General features: G+C 49.5%; 27 protein-coding genes and 1 pseudogene. 13 read left to right on the forward strand and 15 right to left on the reverse strand.

The window, feature by feature from the left end; all coding sequences use genetic code 11:
• Positions 1–6 precede the first annotated feature (6 nt).
• Positions 7–2,154 carry a formate dehydrogenase subunit alpha gene (gene fdhF, locus FDX24_RS06425; RefSeq protein ID WP_048212596.1) on the reverse strand — a complete coding sequence of 716 codons (2,148 nt, stop codon included), beginning with the start codon at positions 2,152–2,154 and terminating at the stop codon, positions 7–9.
• Positions 2,155–2,525: 371 nt separating this feature from the next.
• Between fdhF and FDX24_RS06430 the strand changes: the two genes are divergently transcribed.
• Positions 2,526–2,774 carry a GlsB/YeaQ/YmgE family stress response membrane protein gene (locus FDX24_RS06430; RefSeq protein ID WP_005120370.1) on the forward strand — a complete coding sequence of 83 codons (249 nt, stop codon included), beginning with the start codon at positions 2,526–2,528 and terminating at the stop codon, positions 2,772–2,774.
• A gap of 49 nt (positions 2,775–2,823) precedes the next feature.
• Here FDX24_RS06430 and yoaJ read toward each other — a convergent pair whose 3' ends face one another.
• From yoaJ to FDX24_RS06445, 3 genes are read right to left on the reverse strand one after another with little or no spacing between them, the layout of a single operon-like run.
• Positions 2,824–2,898 carry a protein YoaJ gene (gene yoaJ / locus FDX24_RS06435; RefSeq protein WP_099530266.1) on the reverse strand — a complete coding sequence of 25 codons (75 nt, stop codon included), beginning with the start codon at positions 2,896–2,898 and terminating at the stop codon, positions 2,824–2,826.
• Positions 2,899–2,900: 2 nt separating this feature from the next.
• A complete protein-coding gene (locus tag FDX24_RS06440; RefSeq protein WP_086523648.1) occupies positions 2,901–2,999 on the reverse strand; it encodes a YoaK family small membrane protein in 99 nt (32 codons plus the stop codon).
• 47 nt (positions 3,000–3,046) lie between these two features.
• Positions 3,047–4,072, reverse strand: a complete 1,026-nt coding sequence (locus FDX24_RS06445; RefSeq protein WP_061067748.1) for a sensor domain-containing diguanylate cyclase — start codon at positions 4,070–4,072, stop codon at positions 3,047–3,049.
• A 186-nt stretch (positions 4,073–4,258) separates the two neighbouring features.
• Between FDX24_RS06445 and FDX24_RS06450 the strand changes: the two genes are divergently transcribed.
• Complete coding sequence (locus FDX24_RS06450; protein ID WP_005120367.1) at positions 4,259–4,507, forward strand: DUF333 domain-containing protein; 249 nt, start codon at positions 4,259–4,261, stop codon at positions 4,505–4,507.
• A 7-nt stretch (positions 4,508–4,514) separates the two neighbouring features.
• Here the strand turns inward: FDX24_RS06450 and FDX24_RS06455 are convergent, their stop codons facing one another.
• A complete protein-coding gene (locus FDX24_RS06455) occupies positions 4,515–4,862 on the reverse strand; it encodes a DUF488 domain-containing protein (RefSeq protein WP_061067749.1) in 348 nt (115 codons plus the stop codon).
• A 185-nt stretch (positions 4,863–5,047) separates the two neighbouring features.
• On the opposite strand from FDX24_RS06455, the gene FDX24_RS06460 reads away from it, so the two are divergent.
• Entirely contained in the window at positions 5,048–5,755 is a 708-nt protein-coding gene (locus tag FDX24_RS06460; protein WP_137364012.1) for a CTP synthase, read from the forward strand.
• Positions 5,756–5,791: 36 nt separating this feature from the next.
• On the opposite strand, the gene FDX24_RS06465 is transcribed toward FDX24_RS06460, so the two are convergent.
• On the reverse strand, positions 5,792–6,979 hold the full coding sequence (locus tag FDX24_RS06465) for a CynX/NimT family MFS transporter (RefSeq protein WP_115602165.1): 1,188 nt from the start codon (positions 6,977–6,979) through the stop codon (positions 5,792–5,794).
• A 99-nt stretch (positions 6,980–7,078) separates the two neighbouring features.
• Between FDX24_RS06465 and FDX24_RS06470 the strand changes: the two are divergent.
• A pseudogene (locus FDX24_RS06470) lies at positions 7,079–7,871 on the forward strand (helix-turn-helix transcriptional regulator); the annotation flags it as partial.
• On the opposite strand, the gene FDX24_RS06475 reads toward FDX24_RS06470, so the two are convergent.
• The 3 genes from FDX24_RS06475 to dgcJ form a co-directional block, all read right to left on the reverse strand.
• Positions 7,854–8,300 carry a DUF441 domain-containing protein gene (locus FDX24_RS06475; protein WP_042308914.1) on the reverse strand — a complete coding sequence of 149 codons (447 nt, stop codon included), beginning with the start codon at positions 8,298–8,300 and terminating at the stop codon, positions 7,854–7,856. The pseudogene FDX24_RS06470 and the gene FDX24_RS06475 overlap by 18 nt on opposite strands.
• 138 nt (positions 8,301–8,438) lie before the next feature.
• On the reverse strand, positions 8,439–8,942 hold the full coding sequence (locus tag FDX24_RS06480) for a YbaK/prolyl-tRNA synthetase associated domain-containing protein (RefSeq protein WP_137364013.1): 504 nt from the start codon (positions 8,940–8,942) through the stop codon (positions 8,439–8,441).
• Positions 8,943–8,985: 43 nt separating this feature from the next.
• Positions 8,986–10,476, reverse strand: a complete 1,491-nt coding sequence (dgcJ, locus tag FDX24_RS06485; RefSeq protein WP_137364014.1) for a diguanylate cyclase DgcJ — start codon at positions 10,474–10,476, stop codon at positions 8,986–8,988.
• Positions 10,477–10,641: 165 nt separating this feature from the next.
• Here dgcJ and FDX24_RS06490 point away from each other — a divergent pair, with 165 nt between their 5' ends.
• Complete coding sequence (locus FDX24_RS06490) at positions 10,642–11,412, forward strand: class I SAM-dependent methyltransferase (protein ID WP_137364015.1); 771 nt, start codon at positions 10,642–10,644, stop codon at positions 11,410–11,412.
• A 65-nt stretch (positions 11,413–11,477) separates the two neighbouring features.
• On the opposite strand, the gene FDX24_RS06495 is transcribed toward FDX24_RS06490, so the two are convergent.
• Positions 11,478–12,761, reverse strand: coding sequence for a YeaH/YhbH family protein (locus tag FDX24_RS06495; protein ID WP_048211926.1), 1,284 nt, complete (start codon positions 12,759–12,761; stop codon positions 11,478–11,480).
• 121 nt (positions 12,762–12,882) lie between these two features.
• Positions 12,883–14,817 (reverse strand): protein kinase YeaG, encoded by a 1,935-nt coding sequence (gene yeaG / locus FDX24_RS06500; RefSeq protein ID WP_005120355.1) that lies wholly within the window; start codon positions 14,815–14,817, stop codon positions 12,883–12,885.
• Positions 14,818–15,250: 433 nt separating this feature from the next.
• Here yeaG and FDX24_RS06505 point away from each other — a divergent pair, with 433 nt between their 5' ends.
• From FDX24_RS06505 to FDX24_RS06520, 4 genes are all read left to right on the forward strand, one after another.
• Positions 15,251–15,997 (forward strand): MipA/OmpV family protein, encoded by a 747-nt coding sequence (locus FDX24_RS06505; protein WP_048212595.1) that lies wholly within the window; start codon positions 15,251–15,253, stop codon positions 15,995–15,997.
• Positions 15,998–16,577: 580 nt separating this feature from the next.
• Positions 16,578–16,820: a hypothetical protein gene (locus FDX24_RS06510; protein WP_137364016.1), complete on the forward strand. Its 243-nt coding sequence runs from the start codon at positions 16,578–16,580 to the stop codon at positions 16,818–16,820.
• A gap of 41 nt (positions 16,821–16,861) precedes the next feature.
• Complete coding sequence (locus FDX24_RS06515; RefSeq protein ID WP_252362814.1) at positions 16,862–17,182, forward strand: hypothetical protein; 321 nt, start codon at positions 16,862–16,864, stop codon at positions 17,180–17,182.
• Between the two features lie 177 nt (positions 17,183–17,359).
• Positions 17,360–18,214 carry an aldo/keto reductase gene (locus FDX24_RS06520; protein WP_048211922.1) on the forward strand — a complete coding sequence of 285 codons (855 nt, stop codon included), beginning with the start codon at positions 17,360–17,362 and terminating at the stop codon, positions 18,212–18,214.
• A gap of 98 nt (positions 18,215–18,312) precedes the next feature.
• Here the strand turns inward: FDX24_RS06520 and FDX24_RS06530 are convergent, their stop codons facing one another.
• Both FDX24_RS06530 and gapA read right to left on the reverse strand, forming a co-directional pair.
• Positions 18,313–19,197 carry a D-hexose-6-phosphate mutarotase gene (locus FDX24_RS06530; RefSeq protein WP_137364017.1) on the reverse strand — a complete coding sequence of 295 codons (885 nt, stop codon included), beginning with the start codon at positions 19,195–19,197 and terminating at the stop codon, positions 18,313–18,315.
• 83 nt (positions 19,198–19,280) lie between these two features.
• Complete coding sequence (gene gapA, locus FDX24_RS06535; RefSeq protein WP_137364018.1) at positions 19,281–20,276, reverse strand: glyceraldehyde-3-phosphate dehydrogenase; 996 nt, start codon at positions 20,274–20,276, stop codon at positions 19,281–19,283.
• 341 nt (positions 20,277–20,617) lie between these two features.
• Between gapA and msrB the strand changes: the two genes are divergently transcribed.
• The gene (gene msrB, locus FDX24_RS06540) at positions 20,618–21,031 is read left to right on the forward strand and encodes a peptide-methionine (R)-S-oxide reductase MsrB (protein WP_061067757.1); all 414 of its coding nucleotides are present in this window, start codon (positions 20,618–20,620) and stop codon (positions 21,029–21,031) included.
• A 42-nt stretch (positions 21,032–21,073) separates the two neighbouring features.
• Positions 21,074–21,349: a YeaC family protein gene (locus tag FDX24_RS06545; protein WP_048211919.1), complete on the forward strand. Its 276-nt coding sequence runs from the start codon at positions 21,074–21,076 to the stop codon at positions 21,347–21,349.
• 44 nt (positions 21,350–21,393) lie between these two features.
• On the opposite strand, the gene yajD is transcribed toward FDX24_RS06545, so the two are convergent.
• A complete protein-coding gene (yajD, locus tag FDX24_RS06550; protein ID WP_003030690.1) occupies positions 21,394–21,738 on the reverse strand; it encodes an HNH nuclease YajD in 345 nt (114 codons plus the stop codon).
• Positions 21,739–21,832: 94 nt separating this feature from the next.
• On the reverse strand, positions 21,833–23,086 hold the full coding sequence (locus FDX24_RS06555) for a glycoside hydrolase family 18 protein (RefSeq protein WP_048211918.1): 1,254 nt from the start codon (positions 23,084–23,086) through the stop codon (positions 21,833–21,835).
• Positions 23,087–23,382: 296 nt separating this feature from the next.
• Here FDX24_RS06555 and FDX24_RS06560 point away from each other — a divergent pair, with 296 nt between their 5' ends.
• Together FDX24_RS06560 and FDX24_RS06565 are read left to right on the forward strand one after the other, a co-directional pair.
• Positions 23,383–24,459, forward strand: coding sequence for a zinc-binding dehydrogenase (locus FDX24_RS06560; RefSeq protein WP_061067759.1), 1,077 nt, complete (start codon positions 23,383–23,385; stop codon positions 24,457–24,459).
• A gap of 27 nt (positions 24,460–24,486) precedes the next feature.
• Positions 24,487–25,866: an MFS transporter gene (locus FDX24_RS06565; protein WP_121584532.1), complete on the forward strand. Its 1,380-nt coding sequence runs from the start codon at positions 24,487–24,489 to the stop codon at positions 25,864–25,866.
• Positions 25,867–25,877: the final 11 nt, after the last annotated feature.

The following is a 25,877-nucleotide window of genomic DNA, read 5'->3' on the forward strand; positions in this document are numbered from 1 at the left end:
GGTGACTTACTCAATGGCCTCGCACAGGCGTGATTTCATGTCGCTATACGTTTGTGCGGCATACTTCTCTGCCCATCCTTGATCGCTAATGTGCTCAATATTGACGGCACAATATTTGGTTTCCGGGGTCTTCGAGATGGGGTCCAGATTATCCTGGGTCAACTCATTACACGCGCCAATCCACCATTGATAGGTCATATACACCGTTCCGGTGTTGATGCGTTCAGAGACATCAGCCCGACTGATAACCTTGCCACGACGCGAACTGACCCATACCAGGTCACGATGGCGAATACCTAATTTTTCTGCATCATGGGTATTGATTTGCACATACCCAGGCTCATCGGCCAGGGCCTGCAATGCTGCGCAGTTGCCGGTCATCGAGCGGCACGAATAGTGGCCGACTTCGCGCACAGTGCATAATACCATTGGGTACTTTTCATCAGGTACTTCTGCAGGAGCACGCCACTGTGCGGCAAACAATTTACCTTTGCCATTGGCGGTATCAAACTGGCTGTGTGCATACAGATACGGCGTACCTGGGTGATCGAGTTCCGGGCATGGCCACTGTACATGACCCATATCACCCATTTTTTCGTAAGTCACGCCGTAGAAGAGCGGGCATAGCTCGCGCATCTCATCCCAGATTTGCTGGTTACTTTGATACTGCATCGGATAGCCCATTGCGGTGGCCAGCAGACTGATGATTTCCCAGTCGCGTTTGACATCCCCCGTAGGTTCAATCGCCTGTTCAAACCGCTGGAATCCGCGGTCGGCGCAGGTAAAGACTCCGCCGTGTTCGCCCCAGGAGGTGGCCGGCAGGAGGACGTCGGCCATTTCCGCTGTCTTGGTCATGAAGATATCCTGCACGACAATAAAATCGAGCGCGTTAAACCCTTCGCGGACCAGACCTAAATCGGCCTCGGTTTGCAACGGATCTTCCCCCATGATGTAGTAGGCTTTAATTTTGCCTTCGATAGCCAGATGCGGAACTTCGGTGATGCGCGTCCCAACCTTGTCATCCATCTGATTAACGTCAATCCCCCAGGCGTTGGCGAATTTCTCCCTGACGGTGAAATCGGTCACGTCCTGATACCCTGGGAACTGGTTAGGCAGCACCCCCATATCGCACGCGCCCTGTACGTTATTTTGCCCACGCACCGGCCCAACGCCGACGTTAGGGCGTCCCAGGTTGCCGGTCAGCAACGCCAGGCTCGACAAGCCACGAACCACGTCAACGGCCTGACCAAATTGGGTGACGCCCATTCCCCACATCACAGTTGCCGAGGGCGCTGCGGCAAAAGTACGCATCGCCTGACGAACCTGCTGTGCGGGAACACCCGTTAAATGTTCAACGGCTTCAGGCGCGTAATCCTTGACGGTTTCCCAGTATGTTTCCAGGCCTTCGGCATGTTTTTGCACATATTCGCGATCGTAAAGTTGCTCTTCGATAAGCACATGGCCAAACGCGTTGACCAGTGCCATGTTACAACCGTTTTTCAACTGCAGATGCTGGTCTGCAATTCGGGCAGTTTCAATGCGGCGGGGATCGCAGACAATGATTTTTGCCCCGTTCTGGCGAGCTTTGATCACCCGGCGAGCCACAATCGGGTGCGAGTCGGCACAGTTGTAACCAAAGATCAGCAGGCATTTTGAGTTTTCAATGTCGCTGATGGAATTACTCATGGCGCCATTGCCTAACGTTTCCTGTAACCCGGCAACGGAAGGGCCATGGCAGACACGGGCGCAGCAATCGACATTATTGGTATGGAGAACACCACGCGCGAATTTTTGCATCACGTAGTTGGTCTCATTCCCTGTTCCACGTGAAGATCCGGTGGTCATGATGGCGCGAGGACCATAGGTATTTTTGATATCGGATAAGCGTTTTGCGGTGTAACGAATGGCTTCATCCCAGCTAACGGGAGTGAATTTCCCACCTTTTTCATAACGGATCATCGGACGCGTCAGACGGGGAGTAAGAAGGCGAGTGTCGTTAAGAAAGTCCCAGCCATAGTAGCCTTTCAGGCATAACTGATTTTGGTTCGTTACACCCTCTGCGGCTTCGGCGCGGATGATTTTGTTATTTTCAACAACAAGCTTGAGCTTGCACCCGGCCCCACAGTAAGGGCATACACTGGTGATTTTTTTCATCAATAACAGACCTGTTAAATGCTGAAATAGCGCGAATTGTAAACGGAGCCACGCGATACGCATCGCGGACTACGATTTGTCATAGTGACAGGCTGTTTAAGCATAAAGTGTGCCAGAAGTGGAAACCCAGCAATGGCAGGGGCTGAGGGGGAGTCAGTAGACCTGAATGACTGACGATTCGACATTAATGACGAGCTACGTCAGGGCAAATGCCGCTATCGAATGGTTTAACCTTATGAAAGATCAGAAAAAGATGAAAATAACAGGTGATATTGATCACAAATTTTAATTTTTCAGCGCTATGCTATGCTTTTATACAACGAGTATACAACGAGTGAATCGTTAACTTAAAAACATAAGCGAGGGATATTATGGGCATTATTTCATGGGTGATTTTCGGTCTTATCGCGGGGATTTTGGCAAAATGGATTATGCCGGGTAAAGATGGCGGCGGATTCTTTATGACCATTATCTTAGGGGTTGTTGGTGCGGTAGTGGGCGGTTGGATCAGTACCTTCTTTGGTTTTGGTAAAGTCGATGGGTTCAACTTTGGCAGTTTCGTCGTAGCCGTTATTGGTGCGATTGTGGTGTTGTTTATCTACAGAAAAATCAAAAGCTAAGCAAACATACTGACAATAAAGGCCACTGATAAGTGGCCTTTTTCTCAGATTACCACCAGCCCAGTTCCGTTCCCAGCACGACAATAATGGCCACGCCAATCATAATAAGCGTTGTTTTTTTCATCGTTATGCTCCTGGTGAGGCGTAGCCGCCAATAAAGAACCAGGACAGGAAAACGACAGCGGAAATGAAAATAATAACGGGGAAAATAATACCGAGTCGCATACGCTTATCTGCCAGAATAATTTAAAGACGATTAAGCATAACAGGGCTTAATGTACGACAAAAGCGGTTTTATCCTGGCGTTTCTTATCCTGATACATCGCACTGTCTGCAAGATGAAGTGCACAGTTGACGTCTGTCTCCAGCGGGTCAATTTCTACAACTCCCAGACTGGCTCCCGGATAATACAGACAGATATCACCAAGGTCATAGTCACCGCAAATTAGCTGCTGTAAGTGGTTTTTCACGCTTTGCAAACGAACACACGGCGACATTTCGATTCCCCCTGACAGGCTGGCGACTAAAAATTCGTCACCGCCCAGACGACCAAGAATATCATTCTCACTGCATCCACGGCGTAAACGCTGGCCAATTTGGATCAAAAACTGGTCACCGACTTCGTGCCCAAAACGATCGTTGATCAGTTTGAAATCATCTAAATCAATATAGGCGACAATAATTTTGTGCCTCAGGTGGCGTGCCAGCGAGAAGAGGGTTTCGATATTTTCAAAGATTGCCCGACGGTTAGGTAGCCCGGTCAGAACGTCAGTGTAGGAGTGGGCGATCAGCGCAGCATTCGCTTCACGTAATTGAGCAACCAGCGATTCTTTCTGAATAGACTGCGCTATCAGGCCCGCGAACAGATGCAGTACCTGTTCACCTCGTTCACTAAGCGGTTGTTGCTGACGACTGGTGGCGCAGAGGGTGCCATAGAACGTGCCATCGGGCAGGTGGACAGGAGTACTCAGAAAGGTTGTGATCTCCAGCGCGCGTGCGGCGGTACATTCTGGCCAGCGCGCGGGAACGTTATCGCTATACAGACAGTTTGCGTCTATTGCGCGCTTGCAGAGTGTCTCATCCCACGGCACCGACAGCCCTTCGGGGATCTGCATTTGCTTACTATTACGCGCATACAGAATATGCTGCAGACGCGCATCTAAATCGACCTTAGTAAGATAGGTCGACTCCATCTCAGTCACTACCTCCAGCATCTCCAGAAGTTGCCGAACCAGACTCTCAACAGACTGCTCTGTGGCTAATGATTGTGAGACTCGGGCAAGGATCATGTCTGACATGAGAGGCAAATACTCCAGAATGCTGATAAGTCCTGTATTGCCCGCATAATAGAACATCGGAGGGAAAGATGAAACACGCTATCCGGGTCAAAATGTAGACATGGGATTGAAACTCGTCAGTAAAACATGGAGATAGGTGGGGAGTCGGGGTACTCTTCCAGTGTAACGTTTTTAACAGGAGTGAATATGAAACTTGCCTCTATTGTTGTGCCCGGCATTTTGGTGCTGGCGGGGTGTTCCACATCACCTGAAGCACCAGTACCACCGAAAATTGGCATGGCGAACCCGGCATCCGTATATTGTGAGCAAAAGGGCGGCGTGCTGGTTGCGGTGCAGACACCGCAAGGCGTAAGGTCGGATTGCAAACTACCCGGTGGCGAAGTTATTGATGAATGGGCGCTTTGGCGCAGAGATCATCCGGCAACGGGCAAATAACCCGCTGTCACAATTGACGTAACCACTCAGCCAGAACCAGCGCATGGTTTTGCTGTGTATCCTTCGCTGCATACAGCAGCGTTAACGGCTGTTGCCGGGCAATGTCCGCGAGTCGCTTGCCTTCCTGCTGTTGCTGGGCAAGTTCTGCGCGGTATTGCTCGGAGAAATGAGCAAAATCGATGATATCTGCGTGGAATGCCTTACGTAAATCAGATGAGGGCGTCAGCGCTTTATCCCATTCATTGAAAACAAGATCGGTTTTTTTCACCCCGCGCGGCCACAGCCTGTCGACCAGAACACGATAGCCATCACTTTTTTCTGCCGGGTCATACACGCGTTTACACTGAATATTCATCTCTTAATCCGCTCCGTTAAGCCACTGAACTCGTCTTCACGACGGCTAAATAAGATCGTAAAACGTGACCATTATAGCATTTTGGCCACATAGACTCTTAATTTAAGGGATTGTGGTAACAACAAAAAATCGGTAGGCTGAGGCTCCTTATGTTGTCCCTCATTGTCTGGACATAAGGAAAGTTAATGGAAATTTCCCCTGTTAAAGATACGCTTCGCATTGCGCTGGTGGGCGATTACAGCCCCGATATTGTGGCGCACCAGGCTATTCCCCTTGCCATCGATGATGCTGCTGCCGTTCTGGAATTAGTGGCTGATTATGACTGGCTCACCACATCTGATATTAGTAGTGGCGAAGATTTAGTCGGCTATGATGCCATTTGGGTGGTCCCTGGCAGTCCTTACCAGCACCCGGAAGGCGCGCTGACGGCAATACGTTACGCCCGCGAAAACAGCATTCCATTTTTGGGCACTTGTGGCGGTTTTCAGCATGCCATTCTCGAGTATGCTCGCAATGTGCTGGGCTGGCGTGATGCTGCGCATGCGGAAACAGAGACCTCGGGCCGTATGGTGATTGCACCGCTGACCTGCTCGTTGGTCGAAAAGACGGATGATATTGAACTGCGCGCGAATACGCTGATCGCCAGAGCCTACGGACGGGATGTCATTACAGAGGGGTATCACTGTAACTATGGCGTGTCGGAAACTTTTGCTGCTGAGCTTGAAAGCGGCGATCTGCGAGTGACGGGCTGGGATGACGCTGGTGATGTTCGCGCTATTGAACTGGTGACACATCCGTTTTATGTCGGGACGCTTTTTCAGCATGAACGAGGGGCACTGGCAGGAAAGCCTGTACCGCTCGTCCAGGCACTGCTGCGCGCGGCCAGAGGATAACAACTGGGCAGGTTGCTTATTCACCTGCCCGGTGTATTACGTGCTGGCGATCTCTTTGTCGCGTCCTGAACAGACGCCAAACACGGCCATGATGAGAGCGAGCAGTGCGACGCCAACCAGCGGGATCTGCCAGCTATCGTTAAGATCGTGAATTTTCCCCATCACCGGCGGCCCACATGCGGCCAGCAAATATCCGACAGATTGCGCCATGCCTGATAGCGCGGCAGCCTGGTGCGCTGAGCTTGCACGTAGCCCGATAAAGGTGAGACCGAGGATCATCGTGGCACCGGAACCAAAGCCAAACAGCACGGTCCACAGGGCCGCCTGCCCGGGCATAACAGCAAACCCTGCAGCGCCGACAGCGCACATTAACGAGACCAGTGCGGCGATAGTACGCTGATCTTTAAACCGATACAGAACGAGGGGGATCAGTAGCCCGGGAGCTGCGGTCGCCAGTTGCAGCAAACCATGCAGCGATCCCGCCTGTGCCTCACTGTAGCCGTGGCTGATCATAATGGCGGGTAACCAGCCGATAATGACATAATAGATGAGTGAGTTGATGCCCAAAAACAGCGTGACCTGCCAGGCGAGACTGGAGCGCCAGATCGCGCGGGAGTGCAACGCTCGCGAATTACTGAGGCTGGCATTGGCCGTCTGGCGCCATTGAGGTAACCAGATCAATAACGCCAGCAGCGGAAAGATCATTAACATCATCAGTGCGCCGCGCCAGCCAAATCCATTTAACGCCAGCGGCACGACCATTGCCGACCCCAGCGCTGCTGCAGCGCCCATCGTTAACGAATACGCCCCGGTAAGCTTTGCCACATGCTGTGAAAAATCACGCTTAATGAGTCCCGGCAAAAGGACATTTCCCAGTGCGATGCCACAGCCAATGACTGCCGTCCCACCAAACAAGGCTCCGGATGAAGGGAGCGAACGTATAGCAATACCCACACAGATCAGCAGCATGGCTGCTAACAGGCTGCGCTCAATGCCCCAACGGCGCGCAACGGCGGCAGCGAGGGGGGATACCAGCGCGAAGGCCAGCAGCGGCAGGGTAGTCAGAAGTCCCGTCTGGGCGGTACTCAGGCCGTAGTCGGCGCGAATGGCATCCAGCAATGGGGCTGCACCGGTAAAGGTGACGCGTAGTGTGGTGGCAATCATCAGGATCCCCGCGATCAGCAGCACTGCGCTTTTGCCGCGGGAGGAAGGTGTAATAATCATTTTTTTCTCATATCGTCAGGCGAGGCGATACTTTAGCGTTTTTACACTATGGATGAATCAAGCTAAAATGACAGTTTATCGCTAAAATAGGACATTCTGATGTTGGGGCTGAGACTGGATGGGTATCAACCCGATCTTTACCACGATGCCGCCGTGGCTTTTTGTATTCAGGCTCAGGAAGATGAACTTTTCAGCCCACTGCATCAACACCGCAAAGGTCAGTTAATCCTGGCGTTACATGGTGCAATTACCTGCGAAGTGGAGAACGCCATGTGGATGGTGCCGCCGCAATATGCGGTGTGGATCCCTGGCGAAATTCCACACAGCAACCACGTTACCGTGGGCGCGCAATTGTGTTTTCTGTTTATTGAGCCGCAGGCTGTCGTGATGCCTGAATGCTGCTGTACGCTGAAAATCGCTCCGTTATGTCGGGAACTTATTCTTGCGCTGGCGAACAAAACGGATGCCCAGCTCTGTGAACCAGCTACCCAGCGGTTAACGCAGGTGTTGTTTGACGAACTCCCGCAGCAGCCACAGGAGCAAATGCAGTTACCAGTATCCGATCACCCGAAAATTCGCAAGATGGTGGCGACGATGGCGCAGGAACCTGCACAATGGCAAACACTGGGGCAGTGGGCCAACGTGTTTGCCATGAGTGAGCGTAACCTTGCTCGTCTGGTTGTCAAAGAAACAGGATTAAGCTTTCGCCGCTGGCGTCACCAGCTACAGCTGATCCTGGCGCTGCAAGCTCTGATCGACGGGCACAATGTACAGCAGGTTGCTCAAATGCTCGGTTACGATTCAACGACCGCGTTTATCACCATGTTCAAAAAAGGCCTGGGACAAACGCCAGGCCGTTATCTGGCAGGATTGACTACTGCTTCCCAACAATCAACGAGACCAGACCTGCCGCAATGAGCGGTCCCACTGGCACCCCGCGAAACAGCGCCACGCCCAGAACCGTGCCCACCAGTAAACCGGCGACGAGTTGAGGTTGGCTACCCATCAGCGTGACGCCGCGCCCGCCAAGCCAGGAGACAACAACGCCGACGGCGATAGCGACCAGCGACTTCCAGTTTACAAAGGAGTGAATAAGCGTAGAGGGGGGCAGCGTTCCGCTGGCGATCGGCGCCATGACGCCAATGGTCAGAATAATAATCCCAACGGTAAGCCCCTGCTTTTCAATCCACGGGAAGAATGTATTCAGCGGAGTAACACGGACGATTATCAGCACCAGAATTGAAACGGCGACAGTGGTGTTGTGGCTGACAAAGCCCAGAGCTGCCAGTCCGAGGAGGATCAGCAGAGTGACATCAAACATCGTAGTTTCCTTGCCAAAAGAAAAAATAAGCCTGCTTACTGTACGCGTAAACGCGTGACGGAACAGGCTTTTTTTAATGATTATGATTTTTTTTGGGCTAACGCACGATGCGACGTTTTTTACTGCTAACGCAGACCGTTATTGTTCGCGGCGGAAAGGGATTAATTCAGGTTGCGCGATACGCAGGTAATCTGCGGTATCCATGATCACAGATTTTTCCAGCAACCCGGCATTAAACGCAATTTCATGAAAACGCTCAAACAATAGCGGATCGGCGACCAGCTTGAGATTCGGGTGGAAGCTAAACGGCGGGATCGCGCCAAATACACAGCCGGTAAGTTCATCGACTTCCACCGGGCTGGCAAGCGATGCTCTTAACCCACCAATATGACCCGCTAACAAACTGAGATCGGCCTGCTGGTCAGCGGGCAAAATTGCCAACACATGCTGATTAACGCCGTTGCCTTTGACCTTACAGACCAGGGCTTTTGCTCCCTGGCCGAGCGCGGTACCACGAATTTCAGAAACTGCCTCACATTTGCCGACGGCTTCATGGCTTACCACGCGGTACGTTGCGCCTTGCTCTGACAACAGCGAAATTAAACGCTGATGCGTTGCGTTACCTTTGTTCACTTCCGTCATGACTTACTCCTGGTACAACAATGAAAATCCTGCAGAAAAATAATCACGCACCGGCGCGTTTTTTCTGTTTGTTTATATAGAGCTGTGCATCAGATGCTTTGTAAGCATCATCAATAGTGTCGTTCGGCTGCATATTATAAACCCCGGCGGAGAAGCTGATGGAAATATCATGCGCAATAATTTGTAAGTTATAGCGAATTCTCTCTAGCAGGCGGGGCGTTAAATCACTGGGATGGTCGATGAGGATGATACAAAACTCATCGCCGCCGAGGCGGATGGCGTAGTCGCTTTTGCGAATGGAACTTTGAATGGCTTTGGCCAGATGAGTGATAATCCGATCACCTTCTTTATGCCCTAACGTATCATTGATGACTTTCAGCTTATCGCAGTCGATGGCGATAAAGGTGACGAGAGTGCCCGTATTGACCAACTGCTGCAAACGTTGTTCGAGCGTCGGGGTTAAAACTTTCCGATTGTAGAGTCCGGTCATGGCGTCACTGATATTTTCGCGCGTGACGTTGTGATACAAGCGAAAATGCGTTCTGACCAAATTCAACAGCAAAATTGTTGCCAGCAGATAGAAAGCGAAGATTTTCCAGGATGAGACAATAAAGTACATTAAATCAAGCGTTAAGGTGATGCGTATGCCGCCTGGAATGTCCTTCTCGTAGTGAACATAGTGAAACAGGTTAGTCTCACTTTGGTGAACGAGAATCTCTTTACCGGAGCTGGTATCCGAGAGCGTAACGTTAAGATAGCGCCATACCAGAGGCCGGTCGCTGGTATAAAAGATATTCTTTAAATTCTCTTTGTTGATATCCACCATTACTACACCTTTTAACTTACCGGTAGAGTAGACCGGCGTTAAAAAGCTCATCACCTTTTTCCCGGTCAGGTTATCCAGATAAATACTGGAGATCACCGTGCGCCCCGTGAAAATACCGTCAATATCATTCTGGTCGATGCCAAGGGTGCCTTTTTGCAAAAACGTCCAGTTATGTATCGCAAATTGGCGCGAGTCGATTCGGTCATAGAAATAGACGTAGTTATTTTTGAGGTCGACGTAATATCGGAATTTATACTCCAGCGTACCTAATCCCTGACCGTAATCTTTCTGCTCACGATTAGCGTTTACCGCCTTATCAAAAGAGGGCAGCAGGAATATGTCTTCAAGTTGTTCGCTACATTTCGTTGAGGTGGTTTGCAGCGTCCCGTGCAATGGCGGGTAGTTATGCTCTGTGAGATTGAGTCCATGAGTGCCGTTAACGCTGTCGAAAGCGTTGCAAAGTGCTTTTTGTTGTTCGACAGACGCGGGTTCCTGAGGGGATGAAAATGTGCGCATCAGATGGGCGGCAATACTTTGATTAGTATACTTATCATAAAGAAACGATGAGTCGGCTTTCTCATTGATATAGCGCATGTACGCATTCATCGCTTTATCGCTGGCAATGAGCTCATAAACCAAAAAAGAAGACGTCAAAACAATTACGCTAACGGAGATAAAGAGCCTGAGCGCTTTATGATGCAATTTCATAATGATTTACAGCCCTGTAAGTCTGATACTTCAGTCTATCACACGGTATAGCTCCTCTCTAACGCTACGCGGAAGGACATTTTGTAATAAAAAACATTCGTACTCTTCACCTTTAACTCTTAATGTTGTATTTATAATGCAACTTATAGAAAAGGAGACAGGCAGATGAGCACGACTGAAAAAGCGGGCCATACGTTCTTAGCCAGCCTGGGCAAAACCCGTCTGCGTCCGGGGGGCATTGAAGCAACAGAGTGGTTGTTCAGCCAGTCACAGCTGGCGCCCGACAGCCAGGTGCTGGAAGTGGCCTGCAATATGGCCACCACGGCGATAGAGATAGCACAACGCTTTGGTTGTACGGTCTACGCTATCGATATGGATAAAACCGCGCTATCAAATGCCAGAAATAATGTGGCAGCAAATGGGCTGGAAAATCACATTCATGTGATGGCTGCGAATGCCAGTACCCTTCCTTTTGCGGATAACAGCTTCGATGTGGTGATTAACGAGGCCATGCTAACAATGTATGCCGATAAAGCGAAGGCGAAATTAATTGCCGAATATTATCGCGTGTTGAAACCCGGCGGTCGTCTGTTAACCCACGACATTATGTTCACCACTCAAAGACTGGACGCGAGCGAGCAGGGCAAGCTTGTGGAGGTGGTGAAATCAAACGTGAGTCCGATGACCAGACAAGGCTGGCGTGAGTTATTTCTCAACTGCGGTTTTGAACAGGTCATGCAGCAGAATGGCGCTATGTCGCTGATGTCGCCAGGAGGATTAATTCGTGATGAGGGAGTTACTGGGGCGATTAAAATTATGTCCAACGGTTTACGCACTTACGAAAATCGCCGTCGGTTCCTGAAAATGTTTCGCTTCTTCCGTTCGCAACGTCATCAGCTAAACTACATTGCCTGCTGCTCTGTTAAGGGAAAATAAAAACAGGATGAGGCACTATTTATAAAATCAGTCAGCACATATACGCGCTGACTGATTTGTTTAGGCTAATTATTGCTGGTCGTACTTTGCTTATGGAACAGTTCGCGGAATACCGGGTAAATATCATCCTGATCGCGAATATGCTGCATCGCAAAGTTATCAAAGGTTGATTGCAGATGTTCGTATTCACGCCACAAGGTCTGGTGCGCACGGCGAGTGATTTCGATATAGCTGTAATATCTCACCACTGGCAGCAGTTTTTTCGCCAGGATTTCATGACACAGTGGTGAATCATCTGCCCAGTTATCGCCATCCGATGCCTGAGCGGCATAGATATTCCACTGGGCAGGGTTGTAGCGATCTTTTACCACTTCATCCATTAACTTCAGGGCGCTGGAAACTATGGTTCCCCCCGTTTCCTGAGAGTAGAAGAACTCGTGTTCATCAACCTCTTTCGCCTGAGTATGATGGCGAATATAGACAACCTCCACGTTTTTGTAAGTGCGGCTCAGGAACAGATACAGCAGGATATAAAAACGTTTTGCCATATCTTTAGTCGACTGATCCATTGAGCCGGAGACGTCCATCAGACAGAACATCACCGCCTGGCTGGAAGGATCGGGTCGTTTCTCATAATTCTTGTAGCGCAAATCAAAAGTATCTATAAACGGCACGCGTTCGATTTTTGCCCGTAGTTCGGCAATCTCTTTGCGTAACCTTTCCTCTTCCAGCAACTGAGCGGGTTCACTTTTGGCGATGGTTTCCAGATCGGCCTCAAGCGCATGCAGTTCACGACGTTTACCCGCCGTCATTGCTGTGCGACGCGCCAGTGAGTTTTGCAAGGAGCGCACCACGCTGATATTGGCGGGCACACCGTTGGAGGTAAATCCTGCACGGTGCGTTTTAAACTCCGTTAACTGACGTTGCTGATTCTGCTTCAGATTAGGAAGCGCTAAATCTTCGAACAGCAGATCAAGATATTCATCTTTAGATATCTGAAAGACGAACTCATCCTGACCCTCGCCATCCTGACTGGCCTGGCCTTGTCCGCTACCTGAACCGCCGCCGCCCCCCTGCGGACGTTCGATACGGTCATTCTGTACAAAATGATCATTACCTGGATGCACGCGATGACGCAGGCCACCGCGCCCCTGATGAAACATCGGTTCGCTAATATCATCGGTCGGAATAGAGACAGATTCGCCGCTATCTACATCGGTCACCGAACGCTTGTTAATGGCCTCGGAGATCGACTGTTTAATTTGCGATTTATAACGGCGCAAGAAGCGTTGGCGATTTACCGTGCTCTTGTTCTTGCCGTTAAGACGCCGGTCAATAAACCAGGTCATATGCCCCCCGTACTGCCAACTGTTCGCCATGTCTGTAAGTGCCGGATGGCGCTGGCGCTATCCGGCCTACGGAACATTATTTTGCAAGCCCGGTAAGCGCATGCACCACCGGGCACTTATGTTAAGACGATTTACGTACGCGCAAATACCATTCGCACAGTAAACGTACCTGTTTACGCGTATAGCCTTTTTCCATCATACGGTCGACAAAATCGTCGTGCTTTTTCTGCTCGTCAGTCGAGGTTTTAGCATTGAACGAAATGACCGGCAGCAGCTCCTCGGTATTCGAGAACATTTTCTTCTCAATAACCGTGCGTAGTTTTTCGTAACTGGTCCAGTTTGGATTGCGACCGCTGTTATTCGCTCTGGCACGCAGAACAAAGTTGACGATCTCGTTACGGAAATCTTTCGGGTTGCTGATACCCGCCGGCTTTTCAATTTTCTCCAGTTCTGAGTTCAGTGACTCGCGATCGAACAGCTGACCGGTATCTGGATCGCGATACTCCTGATCCTGAATCCAGAAATCCGCATAGGTCACATAACGGTCAAAAATGTTCTGTCCGTATTCGGAATAAGATTCGAGATAAGCCGTCTGGATCTCTTTGCCGATGAATTCAGCATATTTCGGGATCAGATAGCCTTTCAGGAACTCAAGATAACGCTCAGCCTGCTCCTGCGGGAATTGCTCGCGTTCGATTTGCTGCTCCAGTACGTAGAACAGATGAACCGGGTTAGCTGCCACTTCGGCATGGTCAAAGTTAAAGACGCGAGAGAGGATCTTAAACGCGAAACGCGTGGACAGACCGTTCATTCCCTCATCAACCCCGGCGTAATCCCGATACTCCTGATAGGATTTCGCTTTTGGATCGGTATCTTTCAGGCTTTCGCCATCGTAAACGCGCATCTTCGAGTAAATGCTCGAGTTCTCAGGTTCTTTCAGGCGAGAAAGAATGGTAAAGCGAGAGAGGGTTTCCAACGTGCCCGGTGCGCAAGGCGCATGGGTCAGCTCACTATGGTTAAGCAGTTTTTCGTAAATTTTGATCTCTTCAGAGATCCGCAGGCAATAAGGCACTTTGACGATGTAAACACGGTCAAGGAACGCCTCATTGTTTTTGTTATTACGGAACGTTACCCATTCAGATTCGTTCGAGTGGGCAAGAATAATCCCGTTAAACGGCAGGGCGGAGATACCTTCTGTCCCGTTGTAGTTTCCTTCCTGGGTGGCAGTCAGCAGAGGATGCAGCACTTTAATCGGTGCTTTAAACATCTCAACGAATTCCATAATCCCCTGGTTGGAGCGGCACAGCGCACCTGAGTAGCCATAGGCGTCAGGATCGTTCTGGGCGTGGTGTTCGAGTTTACGAATATCCACTTTCCCGACCAGAGCGGAAATGTCCTGGTTGTTTTCATCACCAGGCTCCGTTTTAGCGATGGCGATTTGCTCGAGAATAGACGGCCAGACTTTGACGACGCGGAATTTAGTGATGTCCCCGCCGAAATCATGCAAACGCTTCGCAGCCCACGGCGACATGATTGTACCGAGATAGCGACGCGGGACCCCATACTCTTTTTCCAGGATCTGTGCATCTTCCTGCGGATTAAACAGGCATAACGGATGATCGTTAACCGGGCTACGTTCACCATTGGCGCTGAGGACATAAATGGGCACTCTTTGCATCAGCGACTTCAGCCGCTCAGCAAGAGATGATTTCCCGCCTCCCACAGGCCCCAGCAGATAGAGGATCTGCTTCTTCTCTTCCAGCCCCTGAGCCGCATGTTTCAGATAAGAAACAATCTGTTCAATCGCGTCTTCCATGCCGTAAAACTCTTCAAAAGCGGGATAACGAGCAATCACCCGATTCGAAAAGAGTCGAGAAAGTCGAGGTTCGTGGGCAGTGTCAACCATGACAGGCTCACCAATAGCCATTAATAGCCGCTCTGCCGCGTTGGCATAAGCACTGCGATCTTGCCGACAAGTGGTAAGAAACTCCTGCAGCGTGAACTCTTCGTCCTTGGCAGCTTCATAACGCTGGCGATAGTGATCGAATATATTCATGGTATGCCGTCCTTTCGTTTTTTAGCACATGTTAAGAGCCGTTCATATGAATAGTAGAGGCCCCTGAAGAGGTAAACTGAACGACGTCGCTGCTGAAGAAATAAGCAACTCTCATGCCATTTCGATGGTCAGGAGATCAACGTATTCGGTGATACACCTTCTAAATTTAAGCGTAGATGGCATTTGCAAAACTTGCCTGTACGCGCAAATGAATTTCAATGGCATATCAATAACTCATCAGCAAAAAAAGCACATGTTATGTAAAGAAATGGGGCTGAATTCATGTGGTGTTCACCGTACTGCAAGCAAAATGTCATCACTCGTTGAGAAATTAGGGGGTTACATTGGGCAGGTAATACGTAAAATAGTTGGGCTGAAGCGTATTGGCGGTTACACTTTCGTCGCTAAACATTTGAATAAGGAATTATGGATTGTGACCAAACTCAAACTTCTGGCACTTGGCGTGCTTATTGCCACGTCCGCGAGCGTCGCGCAAGCAGAAAGCAACCTGACGCTGGGCGCAGGCGTTGGTGTGGTTGAACACCCTTACAAAAACTACGATAGTGACGTTTACCCGGTCCCTGTTGTGACCTATGAAAGCGACAACTTCTGGTTCCGTGGTCTGGGCGGCGGTTACTACCTGTGGAATGACAATACAGATAAATTATCTGTGATGGCGTACTGGTCGCCACTGTACTTCAAGCCGGGCGACAGCGACGATAGCCGTCTGCGCAATCTCGATAAGCGCAAGAGCACCATGATGGCCGGGCTTTCTTACGTGCATAACACACAATATGGTTTCCTGCGTACCAGCCTCGCGGGAGACGCACTGGATAACAGTAATGGTATCGTATGGGATCTGGCATGGCTGTACCGTTATACCAACGGGGGCCTGACGCTGACACCGGGGATTGGTGTTGAGTGGAACAGTGAAAACCAGAACCAGTACTACTACGGTGTATCGCGCCACGAATCGTCCCGCAGTGGTTTACGCAGCTACGATCCTGAAAGCAGCTGGAATCCGTACCTTGAACTTAGCGCCAACTATAATTTCTTAGGCGACTGGAGCGTGTACGGTACTGCGCGTTACACCCGTTTGTCTGATGAAGTGACAGACAGCCCGATGGTAGACAAATCCTGGACGGGTCTGATCTCAACGGGTATCACCTATAAGTTCTGATGCATTTCCAATGCTGAACATGAGCCCGCGTTATGCGGGCTTTTTTATGCCTGACGGGAATGAATGTTGATCTCAAGCATGAGAATTCACGATTTCTGCTGATTCTGCCTTATGCGATGCTGCAACGAATAATTAACGTGTTTTACCTGGTGTAGTTACCAAAAAGGAACGTATTATTTAATTAGTCTGATATCGATTTTCTTACAGCGTAAGAAATACAGGTGTCGCAGAACCAATCATCGTTAGCGACTAACAAAATCTACTACGGCAATATACTGAAAATGCACTGTTTTGTTATTACTCCTGGATCTCAATTAACCTTGCAAAACGTGTTGAAAATATCTGATAACTATTTTTATCGTTTAATTTAACCATGAAAGTCATCTTTCATGTGAAAACTAAAAAACAAAACGTTTAATTTTTATTTTACATTCTTTAGGTAATTATCTGAAAAAATTAAAATTGACATTAAATATTCTATTGCAGATATTACTCAAACTTTGAAAATAGTGAGCGTAATTCTTTCTTGCAGAAATATAATCTGCGATGAAGGTTTTTGAGAATAAACCTGGTATAGATAATGAAAAAATTAATCATGATAGCTGTGATGGGTGGGGTTCTGGCGGGTTGTTCTACCGAGGCCTCTCGCATGAATGACTGTGGGAACAAGGGCGTCAGTCGGGAGGCATGCTACGTTGCTGAGCAGAATCGTCAGGCTACAATCAATGCTGCAGCGGAAAAACAGGCTATGGAAAATGCACAGAACCTGTACATCACAAATGACGGTAATTCCAGCTATCATCATAATCACAATAAATATTAAGGTTTTACTCATGAATAAATTAATTATTACCAGCTGCGCTGGTGGCATCAACTGTTGCCCCTGTTCATGCTATTAGCGAGGCTTACCGTCGTCAGTTGCAACATGATCATAAAACCATGGTTAGTGAAGCGAATGTTCCGGTTAACGCCAGTATGGTAAAATCTATACATGTGAATAAACTGGGGGTTGATTTTAAACGTGGCACCGATGGCATTGCCTACATTAATGGTAGCCCGGCAGCCAATGATGAAAATAATGCAGATGCGCAAACTTACAGTGCAGGCCTGATTTCGGTTATTGTGTATAAGAACGGAAAAATAAACGCCATGAAAGAAGGTAAATATTTAGGCCGTTTAAAATAATCTCTGTACAGCTAACAAGTTATCTGTCCGAGCCCGGAAATAAATACTGTTCCCGGGTTTTTTATTGTGTCTGATTAACGACGAGCCCTCCAAACGAGGATGGTGCAATTTGTGCACCATCACAGGACACATCACCCATGTTTTGCTTTACTGTGGTGCATGTGCTCAGGGGGAACTATGACAGTAAAACAAGTGATGTTTACAAAACAGGTATCACTTCCTGCTATTGGGCAGGGAACATGGAACATGGGGGAGAACCCCTGCCGTCGTCGTGATGAAGTCTCGGCGTTGCAGGCTGGCCTGGATCTGGGACTGCGTCTGATTGATACGGCAGAAATGTATGCTGATGGTGCAGCAGAAGAGATTGTTGGCGAAGCCTTAGCGGGACGGCGCGATGGTGCATTTTTGGTTTCAAAAGTTTATCCGTGGAATGCCGGAGGCCAGAAAGCGATTGCTGCCTGTGAAGGCAGTCTGCGCCGGCTGAAAACCGACTATCTGGATCTCTATTTGCTGCACTGGACGGGGGACTTTACTTATGAAGAAACCGTCAGCGCCATGGAAAAACTCATCGCTCAGGGGAAAATTCGTCGGTGGGGTGTTTCGAATCTCGATTATGACGAGATGCAGGCGCTATGGCAGGTTGCAGGTGGACGACAATGCGCCACTAACCAGGTGCTATATCATTTAGCGTCGCGCGGCATTGAATATGACTTGCTGCCATGGTGTCAGCAACAGCAGATGCCGGTCATGGCTTACAGTCCGCTGGCCCAGGCGGGACGGTTGCGCCGTGGTCTGCTCACTCATTCGGTGATTAGCGACATTGCACGTGCACACGATGCCAGTACCGCCCAGATCTTACTGGCGTGGGTTATTCGTCAACCGGGCGTGATCGCGATTCCAAAAGCGGCAAGCGTAGCGCATGTCGAACAAAATGCCGCCGCGCTGAATATCACGCTCTCGGTTGATGAACTGAAGTTGTTAGATGAGGCATATCCGGCGCCAAAAGGTAAAACGGCGCTGGATATGGCCTGATTTGCCTGATGGCGCTGCGCTTATCAGGCCTACGGCTACGAGCGGTTTGTAGGCCGGATAAGGCGTTAGCCGCATCCGGCATGATGCGCAGAGTTGTCTTAGCGTTTAGCCACACGAATAGTCTGCGCGAGGCGAGATGGTTTTTCTTCGGTGGTTTTCTGCGGAGCGGTCGCGTAAGCCGTTTCTACACAAACAAACGTTTTGTAACCGTCATCCGGCATGTCGCCCATGCTAATGGACAGCGCCGGACCCGGGTTCCAGCCGACAACGTTCAGATGGTGGTGGTGCACGACATCGATATTGCGCTTGAGCGAATCATCATGGACGACGCTACATGCTTCCGGGTTCAGATAAACACGGTCAGTACGATCCGGGAAGGTCTGAATGCCGTCAGCCAGCACATCTTCTTTCGCATCGTTCACTTTATCGATCAGGCGATCGCCAAGACCACTGACTTTCACTGCGGCAATATCACCCACGTTGAAGTAGGTATGCAGTGCCGAGGTGGTTTCAAACTCACCGTGGGCTTCCAGTTCGATTTCACAGGTAGCACCGACCTTAAAGCGGGCAAGCAGGGTAAAGTCGTGTGGCCATAGCTGACGCGTTTCAGCGTTGCTCTGCAGTTCAAACGTCAACACCACGCCATTGTCGTCTTCGTTATGCGCTTTCAGCGTCCATGGCAGGTTACGGGCAAAACCATGCGAAGGCAAACCCTGTTGAGCCGCCGGGCCAAACCACGGCCAGCAAATGGGGACGCCGCCACGCAGCGCTACGCCTGTTTTGAACGGGGTATTGTTACTTAGCCACAGGACTTCCTCTTCGCCGTTTGGTTTCCAGGAAAGAAGATGTGCGCCCTGCAGCGCGAAAGAAGCTTTAACCTGTGGGTGATCGACAACAAGAACCTCAAGTTCATCAAGCTGACGGCGGGAGAGGACAGGGGTAAGCTGTTCAATGACCGGGAGAGCGAAAATTTTGTTAATCATGATGCAATCCTTGGTATGTAAATATTTTGGTCATAAAAAAAGGCGACCGAAGTCGCCTTTTTGGATCAGATACTCATCTCAACTTATTTGGAGATGTGAGCAATCAGGTCCAGAACTTTGTTGGAGTAGCCGGTTTCGTTGTCGTACCAGGATACCAGTTTCACGAAGTTGTCGTTCAGTGCGATACCAGCTTTAGCATCGAACACGGAAGTGCAAACTTCACCGTTGAAATCGGTAGATACTACGTCGTCTTCGGTGTAACCCAGAACGCCTTTCATCGGGCCTTCGGAAGCAGCTTTGATTGCTTTCTTAATTTCTTCATAAGAAGCAGCTTTTTCCAGACGAACGGTCAGGTCAACAACGGATACGTTCGGGGTAGGAACGCGGAACGCCATACCGGTCAGTTTGCCGTTCAGTTCTGGCAGTACTTTACCTACAGCTTTAGCAGCACCGGTAGAGGACGGGATGATGTTATGGGATGCGCCGCGGCCGCCGCGCCAGTCTTTGTGAGACGGGCCATCAACGGTTTTCTGAGTAGCGGTGGTCGCGTGAACAGTGGTCATCAGACCTTCGATGATGCCGAAGTTGTCGTTGATAACTTTAGCCAGCGGAGCCAGGCAGTTAGTGGTGCAGGAAGCGTTAGAAACGATGTCCTGACCTTCGTATTTGTCAAAGTTTGCGCCTTTAACAAACATCGGAGTGTTATCTTTGGACGGACCAGTCAGAACCACTTTTTTCGCGCCAGCAGTGATGTGCTTACGAGCAGTTTCGTCTGTCAGGAACAGGCCAGTAGCTTCAGCAACTACGTCAACACCAACTTCGTCCCATTTCAGGTTAGCCGGATCACGTTCAGCGGTAACACGGATTTTTTTACCGTTTACGATCAGATGACCGTCTTTCACTTCAACGGTACCGTTGAAACGGCCGTGAGTGGAGTCATATTTCAGCATGTAAGCCATGTAGTCAGCGTCTAACAGGTCGTTGATTGCAACGATCTCGATGTCAGAGCGTTCTTGAGCAGCACGGAAAACAATGCGACCGATACGGCCAAAACCGTTGATACCTACTTTGATAGTCATATATTCCACCAGCTATTTGTTAGTGAATAAAAGGTTGCCTGTAAAATTACAAAAACCTTACGCAGCGTCAAGCGGAATCGTGTCAATCATTGCGACAAATCAATCTGCTGCCTAAGCTTTGCGCAACTGACTCGCCTCACTCTTCCTTTGGGCTTGAAACCACATGGGGTCGGCGGCCCGAATTTTAAAGGGCAATTAAGATAAAAACGTGATTCTTATCACGAATTGCAGGCTGCCATTTCGCAAGGATCAAGTTTAGAACAAAAGTTCGCACTCCGGTGTTAATGTTTTGTTAGAATCTGTCTCGCAATGTGAGTTTAGATAAAGTGAGATGTGAGCAAATGGCTAATCAACCTTCTCCAGAAGAACTGAAAAAAAATTTAACCGAAATGCAGTTCTACGTGACGCAGAATCACGGGACAGAACCGCCATTTACCGGGCGTTTGCTGCATAACAAGCGTGACGGCATCTACCACTGTCTGATCTGCGACAAACCGCTATTTCGTTCCGAGACAAAATATGACTCTGGCTGCGGCTGGCCCAGCTTTTACGAGCCCGTCAGTGAAGAGGCTATCCGTTACATAAAAGATACTTCACATGGCATGCAGCGCATTGAAATTCGCTGTGGTAACTGTGATGCGCACCTCGGACACGTTTTTCCGGATGGTCCGAAACCTACCGGTGAACGTTACTGCGTTAACTCAGCGTCTTTGAACTTCACCGATGGTGAAAACGGCGAGCAAACCAAGGGCTAAAGAAACGATTCAGCAAATTATTCTACGGAGAGTGGATTTAACATGAATCTTGATGAGATGATCAACAGCATGACGCCGGAAGTTTATCAGCGCTTATCGACTGCCGTTGAACTCGGAAAATGGCCGGATGGCGTGGCGCTAACGGCAGAACAAAAAGAGAACAGCTTACAGCTGGTGATGTTATGGCAAGCGCGAAACAATATTGACGCACAGCATATGACGATCGATACCAACGGTGAGATGGTGATGAAGAGTAAGCAGCAGCTTAAAATGGAATTTGGGATTACGCCCGAACCGATTGCGACGTTTAAATCCTGATTAACCTGGCCCGGCAAACATCGGTGTCGGGCCCGCAGTTGATGTTATTTCTTGTTCATCATCGCCTTCAGATCGGCAAACGGATTGTATTTCGCCTCGCCGACGTCTTTCTGCGCATCTTCCCCCGCCACTACAGTGGAACCATACTGATCCACCTCAGTGTATTTCGAATGCTCATGATCGTGACAGTACAGGCACAACATCTCCCAGTTGCTGCCATCTTCCGGGTTATTGGAGTGATCGTGATCGATGTGATGTACCGTCAGCTCGCGCAAATTTGAATACACGAACTCACGGGAACAACGTCCACAAACCCAGGGGAAGAGCTTTAGCGCCTTTTCCCGGTATCCGACTTCCAGACGGGCGTAATTTTTAGGGATAAAAGCCATAAAAGCGCATGCCTCCAGTAGAAAATGAAGAGCTGCGCCAAAGGCTGGCGCAGCAGAATGGGCTAATCATAACCTATTGTGTCAGGCGTTGGGATCAGTGTTTGATGCCTAGCGAATCGGCTAACTGCTTCGCCAACTGGTTTTGGTCATCTGCACCGTATTCCCAGAACATGGCGCCTCCCAGTCCCTTGCTCTTGATGTAGTCAGCCTTGATCGCTACCGAGCGCGGGTTTTCATAAGAGAGGGCAAAAAGTGCTTTTCCATCTGCAGACTGCACCGATATCCACGGCACTTTTGCTTCATCATCCCAATGCTGGCTAAAGCGCTTCTGCGGATCGTTGATCAACTTCGCCACAATATCGTTGTACTTCACATAGGTATCTTTACTCAGATCGACGCCCAGTGATTTGAACAACTCAATTTGCGCAGGCTCGAAATAGGGCTGGGTAACAGGATTTTTCTGCGCGTCAGGTTTGCTCCAGTCAATACCTGGCTCAACGGCGCGTTTTGGTACGCGTCCATAAAAACCGATGCCCAGGTTCATCTGACTCGCTTTTAGACCGGCGGCAAGGTAGTTGTCGACGACAAAATTGGCGCTGTACCTATCCGCTGCGGCGACCGTTGGCCACTGTGTCGAATCGTACAGATTCGAGTTGAAATACTGAGTACCGTAGGCCATGTCATAGGTCATCAGGTTGATGTAATCGAGCGATGGCGCAATGGCTTTCACATCCACCCAGCTTTTCGGACTTTCCGCATTCGCACCCACGGCGATGGTTAGCAGTTTTTTATGACCCAACGCGGCACGCAGCTCTGTTAACAGCGCGGTAAAGTTCGCGCGGTCGGCTGGCTGGCTTTCAACCAGTCCCCAGGCGCCGTTGACCGGATATTCCCAGTCAAGGTCGATGCCATCCAGTCCATATTTCGCAATTATCTCCTGCGCAGACTGAATAAACACCGCGCGCGATTCTTTCGTTGCTGCAGCCCCAGAGAATCCGCGTGCGCCCCAGCCGCCGACGGAAAGCAGAACTTTCAGGTTCGGATTCTGTTTACGCAGCTGTGGAATTTTCAGCAAATCATCCTGCACTTTCTGTGAAAGCCAAATTTGATGGAGCTTGCTGGCATCTTTTAAGGCGTCATTGGTCTCGTCTTTTTCATTGTTATAGACAAGGCCAAACGAATAGTTGAGATGGGTTATCTGGCGAACATCCAGTTTATTGATATCGCCACCAGGACCCGCGGTGACGTCACCACCGCCATTGAAGTAGCCAACAGACATCAGCGAACTGGCGGAAACAACGCTCGCGCAGAGCAGGGGTAATGCTGCCAACAAAGGCAAAAGTTTCATCGGTGTTCCTCTTTGACATTTAAACAAGCAAACACGCCACGGAAATGGCGTGGCGAAAAAAACAGCACTTGCAGGTTAACAGTTTCATAACAGAAAAAATGCGAAGGGGTTCACGGCATTTTAGCCAAGCGGCTGCAATGTGCCGTTGGCTTTCGACTCAATCTGGCACTTATTTGTGATCTAAGTTGTGAAATGCAGATCACAATCTGTGTTTTAAAGATTTTGTGTTGACCTCAAAAATTATATGGATAAGTATGATGCCAGGTGATGCAAAACTAAACACAAAGGAAAATTCAATGAAAGCACTGGCAAGATTTGGCAAGGCCTTTGGCGGCTACAAAATGATTGATGTCCCGGAACCGGTATGCGGCCCGGATGACGTAGTGATTGAAATCAAAGCTGCAGCTATCTGCGGCGCGGACATGAAACACTACAATGTCGACAGTGGATCCGACCAGTTCAATTCGATTCGTGGTCACGAATTTGCCGGCCAAATTGTGCAGGTTGGCGATAAGGTTAAGGACTGGAAAATCGGTCAGCGAGTGGTTTCTGACAACAGCGGGCATGTCTGCGGTGTTTGTCCGGCTTGCGAACAAGGTGATTTTCTTTGTTGTACAGAAAAAGTGAATTTAGGTCTGGATAACAATACCTGGGGAGGTGGGTTTTCGAAATATTGTCTGGTTCCTGGGGAGATCCTCAAAATTCACCGTCATGCGCTGTGGGAAATCCCAACAGGCGTTGATTATGAAGAGGCGGCTGTACTCGACCCCATCTGCAATGCCTACAAATCTATCGCTCAGCAATCCAAATTTCTTCCGGGTCAGGATGTGGTGGTTTTTGGTACCGGCCCGCTGGGACTTTTTTCGGTACAAATGGCGCGCATTATGGGGGCCGTTAATATCGTGATGGTCGGGCTGGAAGACGATGTCGCAGTGCGTTTCCCGATAGCCAAAGAAATGGGGGCCACGGCTGTCGTCAACGGTTCGACCGAAGATGTGGTTGCACGTTGTCAGGAGATCTGCGGGAAAGATAATCTGGGACTGGTCATCGAATGTTCCGGTGCCAATATTGCCCTGAAACAATCTATCGAAATGCTGCGTCCTAACGGTGAAGTCGTCCGCGTGGGGATGGGCTTCAAACCTCTCGATTTTTCTATTAACGACATCACTGCGTGGAATAAAAGCATCATTGGTCATATGGCCTACGATTCCACTTCCTGGCGCAATGCTATTCGCCTGCTCGCTAGCGGTGCGATAAAAGTCAAACCGATGATCACTCACCGTATCGGCTTATCGCAATGGCGAGAAGGTTTTGACGCGATGGTCGATAAGACTGCGATTAAGGTCATCATGACCTACGACTTTGATGAATAACTCCATTTATTAAAGGAAGGTTCCCGGATGGAACAAATAGCAAAACCGCACTGCGGCGCGAGGTTGGACAGGCTGCCTGACTGTCGCTGGCATACGTCAATGTTTGCCATGGTTGCCTTCGGATTACTGGTTTGCTGGAGTAATGCCGTCGGCGGATTAATTCTCGCGCAGTTAAAAGAACTTGGCTGGACTGATAATTCCACCACCGCCACGTTCTCTGCCATTACGACGGCTGGAATGTTTCTCGGTGCGCTCGGTGGGGGAATTATTGGCGATAAAATCGGGCGTAAAAACGCATTTATTTTGTACGAAGCGATTCATATTATTTCTATGATCGTGGGTGCGTTTTCACCCAATATGACCTTTCTGATCGCCTGCCGTTTTGTAATGGGAGTTGGATTAGGCGCGCTGTTAGTGACCTTATTTGCCGGGTTTACCGAATATATGCCTGGCAGAAATCGTGGTACATGGTCGAGTCGGGTCTCGTTTATCGGCAACTGGTCTTACCCGCTCTGTTCGCTGATTGCGATGGGGCTGACGCCACTTATCAGCGCAGAATGGAACTGGCGCGTACAGCTGTTGATTCCAGCGGTGCTGTCGCTCATAGCTACTGTTATTGCCTGGCGCAGTTTCCCCGAGTCGCCTCGCTGGCTGGAGTCTCGCGGGCGCTACCAGGAAGCCGAAAAGGTGATGCGGGCAATTGAAGAAGGTGTCATTCGACAGACCGGTAAGCCACTGCCGCCAGTCGTGATAAAGGATGATGGCAAACAACCGCGTTCTGTACCGTACTCCGCCTTATTAACAGGTGTATTGTTGAAGCGGGTTATTTTGGGTTCTTTTGTTCTGATTGCCATGAACGTCGTTCAGTACACCTTAATTAACTGGCTACCGACAATATTTATGACTCAGGGTATTAATCTGAAAGACTCCATTGTCTTAAATACCATGAGCATGTTCGGTGCGCCGTTTGGGATTTTTATCGCCATGCTGGTCATGGATAAAATTCCGAGAAAAACAATGGGTGTGGGGTTATTAGTGTTAATTGCTGTACTGGGTTATATCTATTCGCTGCAAACCAGTATGCTGCTAATTACATTAATCGGTTTTTTCCTTATTACCTTTGTTTATATGTATGTTTGTTATGCCTCCGCTGTCTATGTTCCGGAAATATGGCCAACCGAAGCGAAACTTCGCGGTTCTGGTCTGGCGAATGCGGTAGGGCGTATTAGTGGTATCGCCGCGCCTTATGCGGTCGCGGTATTGCTTAACGGTTATGGAGTGACGGGTGTATTTGTACTGCTGGGGGCGGTCTCCATTATTGTCGCTGTCGCCATTGCTACCATCGGAATTGAAACCAAAGGCGTCTCTGTCGAAAGTCTCGGTATTGATGCAGTTACCAGCAAATAATATTGATGGGA

Origin of the sequence: Citrobacter sp. wls716, assembly GCF_005280975.1 — a bacterium.
GTDB lineage: Bacteria > Pseudomonadota > Gammaproteobacteria > Enterobacterales > Enterobacteriaceae > Citrobacter > Citrobacter youngae.